12 protein-coding genes are annotated in these 17,243 nt (G+C 25.4%); 6 read left to right on the top strand and 6 right to left on the bottom strand.

The features are described from left to right. Nucleotides 1–3: 3 nt before the first annotated feature. The gene (locus ACA135_RS04475; protein WP_409197571.1) at nucleotides 4–270 is read right to left on the bottom strand and encodes a hypothetical protein; all 267 of its coding nucleotides are present in this window, start codon (nucleotides 268–270) and stop codon (nucleotides 4–6) included. 704 nt (nucleotides 271–974) lie between these two features. On the opposite strand from ACA135_RS04475, the gene ACA135_RS04470 reads away from it, so the two are divergent. The 4 genes from ACA135_RS04470 to ACA135_RS04455 all read left to right on the top strand — a co-directional run bounded on the left by ACA135_RS04470 (nucleotide 975) and on the right by ACA135_RS04455 (nucleotide 7,608). After that, complete coding sequence (locus tag ACA135_RS04470) at nucleotides 975–2,192, top strand: exonuclease SbcCD subunit D (RefSeq protein ID WP_409197570.1); 1,218 nt, start codon at nucleotides 975–977, stop codon at nucleotides 2,190–2,192. Nucleotides 2,193–2,194: 2 nt separating this feature from the next. Next, nucleotides 2,195–4,963, top strand: a complete 2,769-nt coding sequence (locus ACA135_RS04465; protein ID WP_409197569.1) for an AAA family ATPase — start codon at nucleotides 2,195–2,197, stop codon at nucleotides 4,961–4,963. Between the two features lie 73 nt (nucleotides 4,964–5,036). Then, on the top strand, nucleotides 5,037–5,462 hold the full coding sequence (locus tag ACA135_RS04460; RefSeq protein WP_409197568.1) for a nuclease: 426 nt from the start codon (nucleotides 5,037–5,039) through the stop codon (nucleotides 5,460–5,462). A 58-nt stretch (nucleotides 5,463–5,520) separates the two neighbouring features. After that, on the top strand, nucleotides 5,521–7,608 hold the full coding sequence (locus tag ACA135_RS04455; RefSeq protein WP_409197567.1) for a Coenzyme F420 hydrogenase/dehydrogenase, beta subunit C-terminal domain: 2,088 nt from the start codon (nucleotides 5,521–5,523) through the stop codon (nucleotides 7,606–7,608). Here the strand turns inward: ACA135_RS04455 and ACA135_RS04450 are convergent. The 5 genes from ACA135_RS04450 to ACA135_RS04430 form a co-directional block, all read right to left on the bottom strand. After that, nucleotides 7,603–8,643 (bottom strand): ribonuclease H-like domain-containing protein, encoded by a 1,041-nt coding sequence (locus ACA135_RS04450; protein ID WP_409197566.1) that lies wholly within the window; start codon nucleotides 8,641–8,643, stop codon nucleotides 7,603–7,605. The two genes, ACA135_RS04455 and ACA135_RS04450, sit on opposite strands and share 6 nt — an antisense overlap. 34 nt (nucleotides 8,644–8,677) lie before the next feature. Next, the gene (locus ACA135_RS04445; RefSeq protein WP_409197565.1) at nucleotides 8,678–8,983 is read right to left on the bottom strand and encodes a hypothetical protein; all 306 of its coding nucleotides are present in this window, start codon (nucleotides 8,981–8,983) and stop codon (nucleotides 8,678–8,680) included. A 25-nt stretch (nucleotides 8,984–9,008) separates the two neighbouring features. Beyond that, the gene (locus ACA135_RS04440) at nucleotides 9,009–9,902 is read right to left on the bottom strand and encodes a sensor histidine kinase (RefSeq protein WP_409197564.1); all 894 of its coding nucleotides are present in this window, start codon (nucleotides 9,900–9,902) and stop codon (nucleotides 9,009–9,011) included. Nucleotides 9,903–9,998: 96 nt separating this feature from the next. Continuing rightward, nucleotides 9,999–10,478, bottom strand: coding sequence for a hypothetical protein (locus ACA135_RS04435; protein WP_409197563.1), 480 nt, complete (start codon nucleotides 10,476–10,478; stop codon nucleotides 9,999–10,001). Between the two features lie 146 nt (nucleotides 10,479–10,624). Then, nucleotides 10,625–13,231 (bottom strand): DEAD/DEAH box helicase, encoded by a 2,607-nt coding sequence (locus tag ACA135_RS04430; RefSeq protein WP_409197562.1) that lies wholly within the window; start codon nucleotides 13,229–13,231, stop codon nucleotides 10,625–10,627. A 279-nt stretch (nucleotides 13,232–13,510) separates the two neighbouring features. Here ACA135_RS04430 and ACA135_RS04425 point away from each other — a divergent pair, with 279 nt between their 5' ends. Continuing rightward, complete coding sequence (locus tag ACA135_RS04425; RefSeq protein WP_409197561.1) at nucleotides 13,511–15,955, top strand: UvrD-helicase domain-containing protein; 2,445 nt, start codon at nucleotides 13,511–13,513, stop codon at nucleotides 15,953–15,955. 26 nt (nucleotides 15,956–15,981) lie between these two features. Then, nucleotides 15,982–17,190, top strand: a complete 1,209-nt coding sequence (locus ACA135_RS04420) for a PD-(D/E)XK nuclease family protein (protein WP_409197560.1) — start codon at nucleotides 15,982–15,984, stop codon at nucleotides 17,188–17,190. Nucleotides 17,191–17,243 lie beyond the last annotated feature (53 nt).

Here is a 17,243-nt window from a genome sequence, read left to right as displayed (position 1 = left end):
AAATTAATTTAATAAATAAGATATTTGAACTTTATTGTTAATAATTACAATATTGTTAAATCTTCCATTTATTGCTTTTTCTATTTCTGATATGTTTTCATTAGTTATTTGTTCTATTCGCAAGTTAGGTGAACTAATTTGTAATTCTTTAGAATTATCTTTGGATAATTGAAATTTTAATTCGTTTAATTCTTTTTCAGGGTATAATTTTTGGAATTTATTTTTTAAAATTTCTTTTAAGTTTTTGTTAATTTTTTCATCAAAGTACATTTCCTTTTCTCCTATCTTATTAGTTATTTTCGTTTTTTGAATTTTTTCCACATCGGGGGGGGGGGGTGTAAGGTTTTTGGTTATGTTTTTTCCTTATTTTTTCAATTTGATTATTTTATTTTTAGTTTAAAAGATTATAAATCATTTTTTTTACATGTTTTAAATTAATGGTTTTCTTTATTTGTTGATATATTGTTAGTTATACATTATAAATCTTTTTATTATTCTTATTTTTCATGTTTGGATTATTTTACAATTATTAAAACTGTTTTGGGGATGTTTAAATTTGTTTTTTTGTTAGTTATTACTCATGGTTTTAATAATCATGAACGATTATTGGTTTTGATTAATTTTTAAATTAAGTTAAAAAAATTATAAAATTTATAAAATTTAAGCTTTTTTTTATCCAATTTAATAAAAAAATCATAATTTCTATTTTGGCCAATAAAGTTTGTTTTTAATAAAACTAAACATTTTTATTAAAATTTTTAAAAAAATTAAAAAAATACACAAAATTAAAATATTTAACTTACAAAAAAATAAAAACACATAGAAAACTTAAAATTAACTAAATAAGTCAAACTAAAACCAAAATAAAACTATTAAATAAAACTAAAATATTATTAATGAATAAAAACAAAAAAAAACATAATAATTAAAATTAATAAAAATTTATCAAAAAAAAATACAAAGGGAGAAAACAAATGAAATTTGCTCACTTATCAGATACACATTTAGGTTATAGACAATATGGCCTACAAGAACGTGAAGACGACTTTTATTACACCTTCAACAATGTAGTAGACAATATAATAGAAGAAAGAGTGGACTTCGTAATTCATAGTGGAGACCTATTTGAAACAAATAGACCATCACCAAAAGCATTACTAACATTCCAAGAAGGATTACTAAAACTACGGAAAGCAAATATACCTATATATGGAATAACAGGTAATCATGATACTGTACTAAGAAAAGGATTCATACCTCCTCAAGCACTTTTTAGAAAATTAGGATTTCGACCATTAAGTGCAAAAAGACCATCTTACTTAGAAGATGATATATGTATAACAGGAGTACCATACTTACCAAAATCTATGAAACCTTTATTAATGAAAAAAATACAAGAAGCAAGTAAAAAAGCAGAAGAATATAAAAAAAGCATAATAATTCTTCACCAAGGAATAGATAAATACCTTCCATTTGATTATGAACTTGAAACAGGAGAATTACCAACAAATTTCAATTACTATGCTATGGGACATATCCATAATTATATAAACGAACCATACGGAAATGGTAAATTAGTATACCCCGGATCAACTGAAATATGGAAAACAAATGAATTAAAAGATTATCAAAAAAATGGTAAAGGATTTGTATTAGTGGACATGTCCGGAGACATCCCAGAAACAGAAAGAATCAAAATAGATTTACCAAGAGAATTTATCAAAAAAACTGTATCTTACAATAAATTATTAGCTGAACTTCAAGAATTAAAAAATAATATAATAAAATTAAAAACTAAACCCCTTTTGGATATCACAGTTGAAGAAGGTAACTTTAGTACACAAGAAGCATTTGACACAGTACACAAAGTATTAGATGAATACACATCTTATATAAGACCTCATTTCTATCCGGATAAAATTAAAGAAGAACTAGAAATAATACAAAATGAAAAGACATTAGAACCTCGTCAATTAATAATCAAAAAAATGTCAGAATTAGAAAATGAAGATGTAAATCATTTAGCTGTAGATTTATTTGATAATTTATCCAAAAATAAACTACCTGAATCCGAAAAAATAGCGGAAAATTTCTTCAATGAATACTTTGGAGATAATGGTTTAAAAGTATCTGAAGAAGATATTAAAAAAGAAATGGAAACAATTGGTGTATTTAAAACGGAGGATGATTAAGTATGATTTTTAAAAAATTACAACTTAAAAACTTCAAATCACATGAAAACACAACAATAAACTTCAAACCTGGTATAAGTTTAATAGTAGGTGAAAATGGGGCAGGAAAATCAACCATATTTGAAGCAATAAGTTTTGCACTCTTTAAACAATATACTGCGAAAAAAATTAATGAATTAATTAAAATAAATAATGTTCATAAAAGTAATGAAAAAATGAGTGTAACATTAGATTTTATTGCTAATGGAAAAGAATATGAAATAAGAAGAACAAGAACTAAAACTACTTCAAATGCAGGTTTATATGAAAAAATTGGAGACAGATTCCAAAAAATTGTTGGTGGAGATGCAGAAGTCAATAAAGAAATTCAATCTTTATTAGAAATGGATGGAGATTTATTCTTAAATGCAATTTATGTAAGACAAGGTGAAATTGCAGAATTAGTTGGAAAAACACCTGCACAAAGAAAAGAATTAATTGGTAAACTTCTAAAACTTGAAGAATTAGAAACAGCTTGGAAAAATTTATTACCTATCTTAAATGAATATGATAAGAAAATTTCAGAAATTAAAGGAAAACTTTCAAGTGAATCTGAACTTAATTATGAATTAAAAACTAAAAAACAAGAACTTGATAATTTAAGTAAAAAAGGAAATAATGCTGAAGAAAAATTAAATAATCTTAATAAAGATCATGATCAAAAAGCCATTACTAAAGGACAAATGGAAACAGAAAAAGGTATTTTTGAAGCATTACAAACCAACTTGAATAATGAAATAAATAATGCTAAAAAGATGGTTGAGGATAAAAAAGAATTACAAAACCAAGCTGATGAAATTGTTCATAATGAAAATGAAATGAAAAGACTTGAAAAGTACTCTCAAAAATTACCTATATATCTTGATTTTAAAGATGCAGTCAATAAAATTCAATCATTAAAATCTGATCAAAAGAAATATGAGAAAATTTTAGAAGATATTGAATCTCATAAAAAGATTTTAGATGAAGAAAAAATGGATTATGATACTTATCTTGAATTAGAAGGTAAAATTAAAGCTTTAGAATCTAATAAATCTAAAATTCAATCAGAAATCAGTGTTTTTGAACAATTAGAATCTGAAAAGAAATCAGTTGAAACTGAATTAGAAAATAATAAAATAACTTCTGATAAATTCTTCAAACGGGCAGAAAATATTATTTCTCCATTTTTAGATGTTAATGAATCATTTGATGATTATAAAGATTTTAATAAATTAAAACATTTTGTTGATACATTAAATGTTAATATTTCAAATGAAATTAAGAACAATGAAAAATTAGCTATAAATTATAAAAAAGACATTGTAGTTTTAGGTGAAGGTATAAAAAGTAGTGAGTTACCATTAAAAGATTTAGCTAAAGTTGGAGATAAATGTCCTATTTGTCAATCAGATATAACTCCTGAAAAGAAATCAGATTTGCAGGAAGGTTATAAAAAAACTATTAAAGATAATAAAGTTAAAATGGAAGAGTTAAATGCTCAAATAAACGAATTTGAAATTAAAAATAAATCTTTAATAAGTAAACATGAAGAATTATTAGAAATTGAGAAACAAATTTATTCTAATAAACACATTGTTGAAAGTATAGATAAAAATACAAATAAAATTGTTGAATTAACGGATAGATTAACTTTAAAACAAGATACTTTAGATAGTTTATCTGAAGTTGAAAAGCAAATTAAAGAAGAAACTGAAAATCGTGAATCTAAAAAACAACATCATGATAAATATATTGAATCTCAAGGTGCTCTTAAATCTTTAGGTAAAGAACATGAAGCTAAAGATGAACTTTATAAAATTACAGGGAAAACTGATTTACAAGTTCAACGCATAAAAGATGATATATCCCAAGATAGTTTTTTAAGTGCTAAAATTCAGGAAGATGAATTAAATAATAAAATTGATGAATTAACTGAAAAGGATAGACGTTATAATGAACTTAAAGGTACTATTCATTTAAAAAAATCAGTCAATAATAAATTAGAAAATAAAAAATCAGATATCAAAATTATTAATAAAAAAATTAATAAATTAGAAGAAGATATTCAATCCTCTCATTATGATAAAGATAAATATGAAAATATAGTATTCATATATGAACGTTTAAATAAAGAAATTCAAGAAGTAACACGTGAAATAGGAGAAATCAAAGGTCAAGTAACCGAAATTATTCCAGCTATAGAAAACTTAACACGTAAAATTCGTAAAAACCAAGAATTAGAAAATGAACTTGCAGATTACGAATCATTCATGAATTTATTAACTGAAATTAGAGGTGTTTATGGTAAAGATGGTGTTCAAAAAGATTTAAGAGAACGTTCTAGACCATTAATCCAAAAATATACCAAAGAATTCTTCGAACAATTTAACTTTAATTATAGTGATTTGATGATAGATGAAGATTTTAATATTAAAGTATTTGGTCCTGAAGGAGAATCTAACCTTGAAATGGTTAGTGGTGGAGAAAAAATAGCTATTGCTCTCGCATTAAGACTAGGTATTACTCAATCTATGAGCCATGGTAATATTGAAACTATATTACTTGATGAACCAACAATACACTTAGACAGTTACAGAAGACATGAATTGATAGATATTATTCGCGAAATGAGTGTTTTACCTCAAATGTTAATTGTTACTCATGATTCAGAATTAGAAACTGCTGCAGATAATATTATATCTGTAACTAAAGAAAATGGTATTAGTGAAGTTAAAACTTCAGAAGAATAATTTAAAGATTAAATTCTTTATTAATCAATCAAAAATTTACATTATAAAATAATTTAATGGGGATTTAATAAAAATGTTTGAAGATGAACAAGACAATAAAATATATAAAATATTTATAACACGTGGTGAAGATAAAGAAAATGAGTATGGTCAATTCACAGAAAAACTATACTCAAAAACTGATTTCTTATGGAAAGAAACCAGTATAGGTGCAGATGACTTTGAACAAGTACCAGCACATTTTTTTGAAGATATTGATGTGATAATTTTATTAGCCGGAATATACACAGCTAATAAAGAAAAAATAGATAGTATTGTAAAATCTGCATTAAAACATAAAATACCAATGATACTTGTAAGACCTTATGGGATGGAAGAAGTACCATTAAACCTTGAAGAAGTAGCAAGTGGTTTAGTAGGATGGAATGCAAATTGTATTGTTGATACAATTAAATCAACATTAAATCCAGATTTAAATCCAGAAGTATGTGAATTATAAAGAATTTTTAATTATTTTTTTTATTAAATATATTAAGTTAAAAGAGGATTATAAAAACATGTTAACTATTGATATGGATAAAAAAATCAATAAATATATAGATCAATTAATAAATGAAAAATATGATTTAAATAATGATTCTTTTATTACTGAATTAAAAATGAGAATTTGGGATCGTGCAAATGCATTAGCCCAAGAACGTGATGAAGATTTTAATGAAGAATTCATAAAAGAAATTATAGATAATATTGGCATTGTTGAAGAATTCTTAAAAGAACCAGCAACACCAGATTATAAATGGCAATTAAATAAAATAGTAGATGAAGACTTATGTGCTAAGTGCGGAACCTGCAGTATAGTATGTCCAAATAATTTAATTGATTTCACAAATCAACCAGAATTAAAAGAACAATGTTTACGTGAAGGTAATGGTATGTGCCAAGAAGTATGTCCAAGAACAAATTCAGGAGCATACCAAATTTCAATACGTGAAAATTTCTTTGAAGAAAATTACTATGGTAATGGAAATATTAAAGGGCAATCTGGAGGAGTAGTAACTACTTTTTTACAAAAATTAATAGAAGATAATAAAATTGATGGGGCAATAGTCGTTGGGGATGACCATTGGAAACCATTAAGTTTAATAGTTACAGGTTATGAAGGGTTAGCTGATGCTAGAAAAAGTAAATATACTATATCTTCTTTATCTGCCATTCGTGAAGCAGGTGAAATGGGATTAAAACGTGTAGCAGTTGTAGCATTACCTTGTCAAGTTGCAGGTTTAAGAAAAATTCAACATTATCAATACTTAGCTAAACATAGTCCAGAAAGAGGTAAAAATGGAAAACCTGCAGAATTACCTGAAATAAAATATGTACTAGGATTGTTCTGTACAGGAAAATTTGACTATAAAGATTTATCAAGAGTATTAGAAAACAAAAATATTGATATTAAAGATGTTATTAAATTCAATGTTGATGGTCCGAACTTTATTGTATCAACAAAAGATAAAGACACTAAAATTAAGCTAAGTGACATGTCATTATCCCCTGGATGTTTAATGTGTCGAGATTTTGATGCACAATTAGCAGATATAAGTTTTGGTGAAAAAGGATCACCTGAAGGAAACACAACAATTATAGTAAGAACAGAAACTGGAAGAGATATTGCAAATTATATTGATTTACAAGAAGAAGTCAAAGTAAAAAATATCCAGAAAATGAGAGAATTTAAAGAGAAAAGGTTTAAAAAAGAGGTTGCTAGAAGAGAAAAAGAAAATCAATACAATTCATATTACTATAATGGGGATTATGGTGGAATAGGTCAAGCACAAAATGGTTTTAACTTTGTAAGATTCAGATCAAACCCTGCAGGATTTTATGATGCTGATGTTGTTATTAAAGTTGCTGAAATTACAAAAAAATATGGTGGGAAAGTTAAACTCACAAATAGGGGAGAATTTGAGATTCACGAAATAGAACCAAAATATTCAGAACCTCTTCTATTAGAATTACGTAAAATCGGATTAATCAATGGGGGAGAAGGGCCTTTAGTACGTTCTACATTGGCATGTCCTGGAAACCAACATTGTATGTTAGGATTAATTGACACTATTGATTTAGCTGAAAAATGTGAAGATAAATATGCAGAAAAACCATTCACATACAAATTTAAAATTGCAGTATCTGGATGTCCTAATAAATGTGTACGTCCACAAGTCACTGATTTTGGTATAAATGGTGTGAAATACCCAATTACAATTGAAGAAAAATGTACAGGTTGTGGAAGATGTCAAGATGTATGTAAAGTAGATGCATTAGAAATACGTGGAGACATTGCAATAACCAATCCTGATATTTGTATAGGTTGCGGAAAATGTTTTAATGCATGTCCAAATGATGCAAAAGATGTTTTATACGAAGGATATTCTTTATATATTGGAGGAAAAGGTGGAAGAGAAATGGTTCAAGGTTCTCAAATGTTTGTAGAATCTGAAGAAGAACTCTTTGAAACCTTAGAAGCAGTTCAAGAAATCTATTCTAAAAATGGTAAAAAGCCTCAAAAAGAACGTTTAGCAGGTACAATGAAACGTATGGGTGTAGCAACATTCTTACGTCAAGTAGAGGAATTTAAAAACCAATCATAAGGAACAGGTTTTATTATACATATAATTCAGAAATTTAGCTAAATTAACTACATCTAAATTGTTATGTTCAATAATAGGGATTAAAGGACCAATATTATTATTTTCATGGAATGTTTCCCAGTAATTAGGTATAAAATTACCGGGAACATCATTAATTCTTTCAATATTAAATATTTCTTTTTCTATTGTTTGTAATTTACAATCAGGTAATGTATCTTTCCAAAAGTTCCGTGCATAATACATTAAATCATAATTAATCAATTCATCAGGGAAATTTATTCTATAATAATTAGCTCTATTTAATATAAATGGGACATCAAAACTTTTACCATTAAAAGTTACAAAAACATCATCTTCATTTAACTGATTTAAAAATTCATAAATTAATGCAGGTTCCTCATTTTTATCACGTAATAAGTATTGGGTAGTAATTATCTCTTTTTTATTTATTTCAGCCATACCAATTAATATTATTGGAACATTACTTAATCCTAAAGTTTCAATATCCATGAATTTAAAATTTTCTCGTGGGATATCACAGGCACATTTTAAAAGATTATTTTTGTTAGAACTATTTTCTTTAATATAATTAATCTTATCTTTAAAATTATCAGTTTCAATATTGCTTAAAACATTTTCAGCTTTACTAGAATATTTAGCATGATTTAATAATGATTGAATATTATTATAACCAGATTTTTTAAGTTTTTCTTCAGTACTTTGACCAATACCTTTAATAATTTTCAAATCACAAGTAACTGAATCAGAATTACTTTCAAGATTAAAATCAGTTTTTTCTTTAGAAACAATTTTTAATGTTTCACCATATTGATTCTCACAGATATTAGTATTTGGAAAATCTTCAAATTTAGTATTTTCATATTTTTTAAGTAATCCATTTTTTAAATCATTATAAAAACTTGAACTACTTTTTTTCCCCTTTTGCATTGTTTCTTTTGAGGGATTTTCACTAGTCAATGAATTAGATAATACTTTATTTAAATATGCTTCGTGTTCTTTTCTACGACTTACCATATTAATCAAAAAAATTTAAAAAAGAGTTAAATTTTTAGTCTTTAGACTTTTTCATATTAAAACTTAAATAATCATAAGGTAATTCGCAGCATGGCACTACATGACGTTCTTTAATTGTAGCATCACCATAAGATTTAATAATTTTAGTAAAACCTTTTTTAATAACTTTTAATTTTTCAGAATCATGTATACGTATACTTCCTATAAAACCAACACTATCCTTTGTATTTAGAATACTTACTTCATCCATTCTGTAAGGTTCATTGTTTTCTTCAAGTAATTTATTAGTTTTACTTATAATATTTTCCCGTATTTCTTTTTTTTCTTCATTGCTTACCATTTATATTCATTTCTCCTTTTTAAAATTATTTTTTTATTTTAAATTTTATTTCAAATCCTGTACCTTCACATTTTTTTTCAGTAATTGTTCCATCTATTTGTTCAATTAAATTTTTTATAATTATAAATCCTAAAGTATGAGGTTCATTGATATTTATTTCTTCAGGTAATCCTATTCCATCATCTGTGTATGTTAATATAAAAATATTATCTTTCATTTCAGTATTAATATTAATATTTCCTTTTACATTATCAGGATAAGCATGTTTCAAGGAATTAAATACTAATTCATTAATTATTAAACCAATAGGGTTTGCATATTTTGAATTTATTTCATCTTCAATTAAATCTACTGTGAATGTTATATTGTCACAATCATATACACTTATTAAACTGGTTAATAGTTTTTTTAAATATTTTTTTAAATTTATATGAATTAAATCTGGGGATTGATAAATTTGTTCATGAATATAACTCATAGCTCTAATTCTTGCATTTGTACTGTTTATGATTTCTTCTGAATTATTAAAATTATATCTTGTATCTAATTGCATTAAACTTAAAATAAGTTGTAAATTATTTTTAATTTGGTTGTTATCTTTTAAATGCTCATCTTCAAAGTAAGAATCTATGATTTTGGGATCATATTTACTTAAATCCTGAACAAAACCTATAAATGATTCAACACCTTCAACATTACTTGTGAAAAATTTACCATAATAATAAATTCTTTTAAGTCCTGATTTAGTTTTCACATAAGTTATTAAATTAAAATCTGAAAAAGTTAGGTATGCTTCTATTTCTTTTTGTTCTAATTTTTTATGTTCTTCTTCATTTAAGTGTTTAGCTATTATGTTCTCTTCAGGATTCAAGCTTTTAGAATCTATTTCTAAAATATTAAAAATTTGTTCTGTCCACATATATTTATTTTTGCTGTCCCAGTAAACATAAGCTACTTGATTTTCTTCTTTAATTAACTTATTTGTTTGACTTTCATTTTTTTTAGTATTTTTGGATTAGATTTCATTTTTTGGGGTTAATATTAAAACATAATCTTTAAATCTTGTTAACTTTTGATTAATAATATTTAATAAATTTTGATTTTCGAAAATTTTTAGATAAATATTAAAATTTTTTCCTTTTAATGTTTGATAAATAATTTTATAATAATAAGTTTCTTCCATATCTTCAAATATATGACTTATTTCTTTATTTGTTAAGTTTTCAAATATATTATCTGTATCCTTAGGATTTTCTGAAAATATTTCATAAAATTTACTTAAACTTGTTGGGTAAAGTATGATAAATTCATCAAGTTTTTCGTCATATTCTAATATATCTAAATCATAATTCATGAAATTGAATAAATTTATTAAATCACTTAAATCCTTTTTCTCCCTTTTTGTTTCTTTCATGTTTGGAATGAAATTTGTAGGCTTAATATACTTCTTACTTAAAGTATTATTTTCAGGATCGTGTATGACTACATTTTTCATTTTAATAGCCTCTTAAATTATTATTATATGTATCTTGTTTAGTTATTACTTTTAATTTATATATAATTTTATATTTGATTTTTGAACAGGTTTATTTTTATTTACTATTTTAATATAAGTTTAAAACAATTTTTAGCAATTACAAACTATTTTGTTATATTTAATAATAATTCATTAGCTTCCATATGTGATGGGTTGCTTTTTATAGCTTTTTTAAGAAAATTTACAGCCCCATATTTATCATCTTGTTTATTTAATATGGCACCTATAAGATATAAAGCATTAGAGTTTGTTTTATCTTCATTCAATATATCATTACAAATTTCTTTTGCATAAGTTAAATTATTACTTTTATAAAAGTTTAATGCTTCATTATACTTTGATTTATCTGAATTTATTTTTTCTAGTTTTGATTTGTAATCATTCTTATCTGCTGATGTTTGTTTTTTAGTCTTTTTTAAATGTGATTTAGTTTTTTGTCCCATTTCATGATACATATAATTAAGGATTGTTTTTGTAGCTTTTTTATGCAACGGTTTGTTATCATTTCCACATTTAGGTGAATAAATACAAGAAGGACAACCTTCTTCACATTCACAATTATCTAATAAATCTTTTGTACTCTTAACTAAATCTTTAAATACTTCTATTGCTTTTTTAGTAATCCCAATTCCGCCTTCATAAGCATCATATATGAAGATTGTAGCTTCTTGTGTATCTTTATGATAATTAGTACTTAATCCTCCAATATCAAATCGATCACACATAACATGTAAAGGGAATAATCCAATTAAAGCATGTTCTGTTCCATGTAAACCTCCAGCAAACACTTCTTCATCATCAAATGTATCTTCTAATTTATTTTTTATACTTTCTGGTATGGTGAACCATAACCCTTTAGTTCTAAAATTTAATGGGGGTAAATCTAAAATATAAGAACCTACAGTTTTGCTGAATTGAATTTTCTTGTATCTATGATAATCTTCGGATACTTCTAATTCACCATAATGCACTGTTAAGTCTCCAAATTCTTCTCTTTTAATTTTACTTATAATATTAATATTCACACTTTTTAAAACACTAGTATGATAATTAACTTTATGTTTTATTACATTCACATAATGACTTTTAAGATTCACATTATCTACAATGTAAGTTTCACCCTTATTTATTAAAACTGCACCGGGATGTGCTTCTCTATACATTTGAGAACGTTCCATTACTTCTAAAAGTTTATTATTATTCATAACTTTAAAAGAATCATTACTTAATTGATTAAGTGAACAAGTAAAACTTGGACTATCATCATAAGGGTAAGTATATAAACCATTAGTAACTGTAATTTCTTTTTCTTTAACTAAATCATTTAATATTGATTTTGTTGCATTAAAATATTCTTCTGATTCTTTAAAATCAAATGGTAATTCATTTGCTGCACATATTAAATGAGATTTAATTAACATAGGGTTATTTAAATCTATAACTACATTTTCATGAGGTTTATCAAAGAAAAATTCAGGGTTTTTCATAAAATATTGATCTAATTGATTTTCAAATGCAACTAATATGACCAATGATTTATTTGTTCCTCTACCAGCACGTCCGCCTTGTTGCCATACGCTAATCATTGTTCCAGGATAACCACTTATAACAACTGCATCTAATGAACCAATATTTATTCCTAATTCTAAAGCATTAGTGCATGTTACTCCTAAATATTTTCTAGATTTTAAACCATCTTCTATTTCTCTTCTATCTTCAGCTAAATATCCTGCTCTATATGCTGTAATCTTATTAGTCAATTGCTTTTTATATGTTAACATATCATTTTTAGCCCACATTGCAATTAATTCAGCAATTTTACGAGAAATAGTGAAACATAAAGTTTGAACATTTTTTAATAATAAAAAAATAAAAATATATTCTGTTTCTTGATGAATACTGGGAGCATCATCATTTTTTTTCCCATTTCTTTTTTTGTAAGGATTATACAAGATAAAATCTTTATCACCACTTGGTGAAGTGTCCTCACTGATTAATGTAAATTTTTCACCAGTTAATCTTTCAGCTAATTCTGTAGGATTTGCTAGAGTTGCACTACTTAAAATAAATTGCGGGTTACTTCCATAAAAATTACAAATTCTTTTTAATCGTCTAATAAGAAATGCAACATTGGATCCAAATATTCCTTTATAATAATGAGATTCATCAATCACAATAAATTTGAGGTTACTGTAAAAACGTTTCCATTGATGGTGCCAAGCAAGAATATGGTGTAATTGGTATGGGTTGGTTAAAACTATTCTAGCTTTTTGTCTAATCCCATATCGTGAACTTTTAGGTGTATCTCCATCATATGTTGCTGGTTTAAAATCCATTTTTAAACCTTTTTCTAGTTTTTTAAGAACATCTAATTGATCATAACTTAAAGCTTTCGCAGGGTATATGTATAAAGCTGTAGCATTTTTATCATTATATAATTTTTCTAAAACAGGAATGTTAAAAGCTAAAGTTTTACCAGATGCTGTAGGTGTTGTTATTATTATATTTTCACTATTTCGAATGTGTTTTATACTTTCTGCTTGATGTTTATATAATTTAATATTTTTACTTTCAAAGTATTCAATAAAATTAAGGTCTAAATTATCTACTTTCATGTATTCTGCTTTTTTTCCTGGTATTGTTTCAATATGGGCAATTTTATCTTTGAAACGAATATCTTCTTTAAATTTATCTACAGCAGTTTTTTTCATAATAACCCTAAATAATTTTCTTATTTAATACTTTAAAACTTATATTAATTCTTTTATAATAATGTAATATCTATATTTTTTATTATATTAATATTATTCCATGCTTATTCGGTTTATAGATGTATTGTTTATTTTTAAAATGATTACTTTTTTTTGCTCTTAGGAAATTTATTTATAATTTAAATTACTTAATAATTAATTATTAAATAAAAAAACATACATAAATGAAAACAATTAAAAAAAAATTTCATTTAAGTTAAAAGGGGAAATTATAATTTTATGATAACTTATAGTCAATTTAAAAATATTGTCGTAGAAGATTTAAGTAGAGATATTAATTCAAATATTGAACAAAATAAGGCAATAAGTTCTAATTTAAATGATTCTTTATTTTTAGTTGCAGGTCCGGGTAGTGGGAAAACAACAGTTATTGTTCTTAAAATTTTAAAATACATTTTTGTTGATGATGTTAAACCTGAAGAGATTCTTGCAACAACATTTACTAAAAAAGCAGCTAATGAATTAAGTTCTCGTATTCTTAGTTGGGGACAAACAATAAAAGATGTTATCATAAATAAAATGTTAATTGCTGATGATGATATTTTACGTAAATTAGTTAGATTAGACTTAAATCAAATATTAACAGGTACATTAGATAGTATTGCTGAAGAATTAATGAGAATCCATAGGGATCCTGGAACAAAACAGCCGGTAGTCATTGAAGATTTCATCACTCGAAGTGTTATGTTAAATGTAGGTTTATTTAAAAATGAACGTTATAAAAATAAAGATTTACAAAAGTATCTAGCTAGTCTTCTAGGGAGAGATGTTTTAACAAATCCTTCTAAAATGAGTGAAATTCTCTTAAGTATTAAAGATAGATTATATTATGATTTGATTGATTGGGATAAAATACAGCATGATGTTAATTCAGAAGGTTCAAAGGTTGCTTTAAACTGTATACGAAATTATGTTAATGAATTAGAAAATCGTAACATGTTAGACTTTGTAATGTTAGAATATCGATTTTTAAAACGCTTGAAAAATAATAAATTAAATATTTTTTTAAATAATGTTAAGATTTTATTAGTTGATGAATATCAAGACACAAACTTGCTTCAGGAAAAAATTTATTTTAAAATAGGTAATCATGCTATAAAAAATAATGGAAATATTACAGTAGTTGGGGATGATGATCAATCTTTGTATCGTTTTAGGGGCGCAACTGTTGATTTGTTCACAGATTATAAAAAAAGAGCAGCTAAATCATTAAATACTGAAATTATTGAAATAAATTTAAAAAATAATTATCGTAGTAGTAAAGATATTGTTAATTTATGTAATGATTTTGTGGAATTAGATTCACATTATCAAGAAGCAAGAGTAAAAGAAAAACCCCAAATTAAATTTGCAAGAGAAGATATGAAAAATATCCCAGTTTTAGGAATGTTTAGAAATAATGGGGAGCAATTAGCAGCTGATTTAAGTAAATTAATTAAAAACTTAGTAGAAGGAAAAGAAGTAGAATTACCAGTTAAAAGGGTTTTAACCTCTAAAAATTCTGAAAGAATTAGTAGTGATGATGCAGATATTGCATTAAATAGTCGTAAATTAAGTATGGATTTAGCAAAAGATAAAGAGTCTATTAAATTACAGTTAGATCCTAAAAATGGTTCTCCTTCAGATATTGCTCTTTTAACTTACTCTCCAAAAGAAAAAAATAGTAATGGTTATCTTTTCCCTTACTATTTAAAAAAACGCTTAGAAAAATTAAAAAATCCAATTGAAGTTTATAATCCAAGAGGGCAAGATTTACAGGGAATTCCCTGTGTAAAAATTTTCTGTGGTTTAATGTTGGAATGTATTGATCCTGCAGGCAAAGTCCAAAAAAGTATTCATAAAATTCCTACTATAGCAAATCATAATATGCGACAATGGAGGAAAGCTGCACTAGAATATGTTGATCAATCACCTGAACCAAATAAGCCTATTTCTTTAAATGATTTTTTAACACATTGGCAAGCAAGAATACCATTTAAATTAGATAATTGGCCTGATAGGGCTAGTTTGATAGATCTTGCATATAAATTAATTACTTGGGTACCAGATTTACAGGATGATGTTGAAGGTTTAGTTTATTTAGAAGCTATAACAAAAACAATAACTCAAACAGGATTTTTCAATGAATATAATGCACATATTATATTTGATGCTAAAGGTGAAATTGAAAGTAAAAGTATTAATGAAGCAATTTGGAATATTTTTATACCTATATCTATGGGTGGGGTAAGTATTGATGAATCTTTATTATATACATTACCTGAAAATCGTTTGAATATAATGAGTATTCATCAATCAAAAGGATTAGAATTTCCACTTGTTATTGTTGATGTGGGATCTAGATTTAATAAAAATCAAGCAAGCACTAGTCAATTCAGATTTCCCAAAAAACAACCTAAAAATGAAAGTTTAGAAGATAAAATCAGATCTTTTAGTACAATAGGTGAATCTAAACGTAATGTTGTTGATCGTAATTTTGATGATTTAACAAGATTATATTTTGTAGCTTTTTCTCGTGCAGAAGATGTTTTAATTCTTATTGGTTTGTATCCTAATATTGATGGGTACATGACAAAAAGTACACATAAAACAATTCCAAATGTTGCCTTAGGATGGAGTCGAGATGAAGAATACATTGGTTTTAATGAAATATATTTAATATAAAGATATTTAATGGAGGGAACTAACTTATGAAGTTATCATCAAGAAGTCAAGCATTTATAATGCCGGAATATAATTTAACAGGAGATTTGCTAAGTTTTTTAACATGTAACCTACAATATCGTTATCAAAACAAGGCAACTTTACCTCCAAGTAAACCAGTACAATTATGGTTTGGTGAATTTATTCATGGGATAATGGAAGAAGCATACTTAAAATATAATGATGCTCATAAAAGTTTCCCATGGGATTGGAAAAAAGATATTAGGCCATTAGAGGAATTAATTGATAAAAGATTACAAGTTAGAGGTTTATATCCCCCTGAAAAATATTACTGTCATTTTACTCATCCTAATAATAATCAAGCTCAATGTAGTACTAATCAACATCCTCATAAATTATTATATAGTTTTCGTGCAGAAACTGCAATAAATAAATTAGGACCATATTTATTTCCCTTAATAGATAATGCTGAAATATTACTTAAAGGTATGAGGACTATGCCTAATTATAAAGATGGGTACAGTAGGAGTAATTATTATAGTATTAATGGGGTTATTGATGTTTTAAGCAGTATAAAGATAGAGGAGAATATTAAACCTCAAAAAAGCTTAGATGAGTATAAACAAAAAAACATAATATTAGAATATTTATTTAAAGATGAAGATTTTCAAAATAATATAAAGAAAATTTCATCAGATAAATATGAAATTATTATAGATTATAAAGGAATGAAAAGACCACCTTTAAATAGCAAAAATTGGCTTCGTCATAATTGGCAAATACAAACATATGCATGGTTAAGAAGCATGCAAGAAGGTAGTAAACCTGTAGCTGCAGGTATTATATTTTATTTAAATGAGTTAGCACCTTCTAATGAAGATTTACAACTTATTCAAGAAGATTTAAAAAATAATTTATCCGATGTATCAGGTCATAGTAGGGATGAAAATTTAATTAAACAATGGGATGTAAGTAAAAAATATCCAAAACTGTCTGAAAAGTTTATGATGGATAGATGTGTTAGAATCATTCCTATTAAAGATAAATCTATTAATTTCGCTTTAGAAAAATTTGATGAAGTAGTGGAGGATATTGAAAATAGTACTATCTGTGAATTAGCGGGTAAAAATATTAAACAATCTTGGAAAGCAGATGCAGATGAGAGAACTTGTAATGCATGTGATTTTAAAACTTTTTGTGATAAACATAAACTTGAGGAAATGACAATACCTTAAATATTTTTTCTTTTTATTGTTTCAAATAACTTTTTTTTAAATAAATTTTTTAA

Source organism: Methanobrevibacter acididurans, assembly GCF_046197875.1.
Lineage (GTDB): Archaea > Methanobacteriota > Methanobacteria > Methanobacteriales > Methanobacteriaceae > Methanobrevibacter_A > Methanobrevibacter_A acididurans.
The sequence above is the reverse complement of the archived record's forward strand: the minus strand, read 5'-3'. Positions and strand labels throughout refer to the sequence as shown.

Excerpts from the sequence above, each read along its gene's own strand:
- ACA135_RS04420 (WP_409197560.1), top strand. The coding sequence starts at position 15,982 with ATGAAGTTATCATCAAGAAGTCAAGCATTTATAATGCCGGAATATAAT.
- ACA135_RS04445 (WP_409197565.1), bottom strand. The coding sequence starts at position 8,983 with ATGGTAAGCAATGAAGAAAAAAAAGAAATACGGGAAAATATTATAAGT.
- ACA135_RS04425 (WP_409197561.1), top strand. The coding sequence starts at position 13,511 with ATGATAACTTATAGTCAATTTAAAAATATTGTCGTAGAAGATTTAAGT.
- ACA135_RS04475 (WP_409197571.1), bottom strand. The coding sequence starts at position 270 with ATGTACTTTGATGAAAAAATTAACAAAAACTTAAAAGAAATTTTAAAA.
- ACA135_RS04460 (WP_409197568.1), top strand. The coding sequence starts at position 5,037 with ATGTTTGAAGATGAACAAGACAATAAAATATATAAAATATTTATAACA.
- ACA135_RS04450 (WP_409197566.1), bottom strand. The coding sequence starts at position 8,643 with ATGGTAAGTCGTAGAAAAGAACACGAAGCATATTTAAATAAAGTATTA.
- ACA135_RS04470 (WP_409197570.1), top strand. The coding sequence starts at position 975 with ATGAAATTTGCTCACTTATCAGATACACATTTAGGTTATAGACAATAT.
- ACA135_RS04430 (WP_409197562.1), bottom strand. The coding sequence starts at position 13,231 with ATGAAAAAAACTGCTGTAGATAAATTTAAAGAAGATATTCGTTTCAAA.
- ACA135_RS04465 (WP_409197569.1), top strand. The coding sequence starts at position 2,195 with ATGATTTTTAAAAAATTACAACTTAAAAACTTCAAATCACATGAAAAC.
- ACA135_RS04435 (WP_409197563.1), bottom strand. The coding sequence starts at position 10,478 with ATGAAAAATGTAGTCATACACGATCCTGAAAATAATACTTTAAGTAAG.
- ACA135_RS04455 (WP_409197567.1), top strand. The coding sequence starts at position 5,521 with ATGTTAACTATTGATATGGATAAAAAAATCAATAAATATATAGATCAA.
- ACA135_RS04440 (WP_409197564.1), bottom strand. The coding sequence starts at position 9,902 with ATGTGGACAGAACAAATTTTTAATATTTTAGAAATAGATTCTAAAAGC.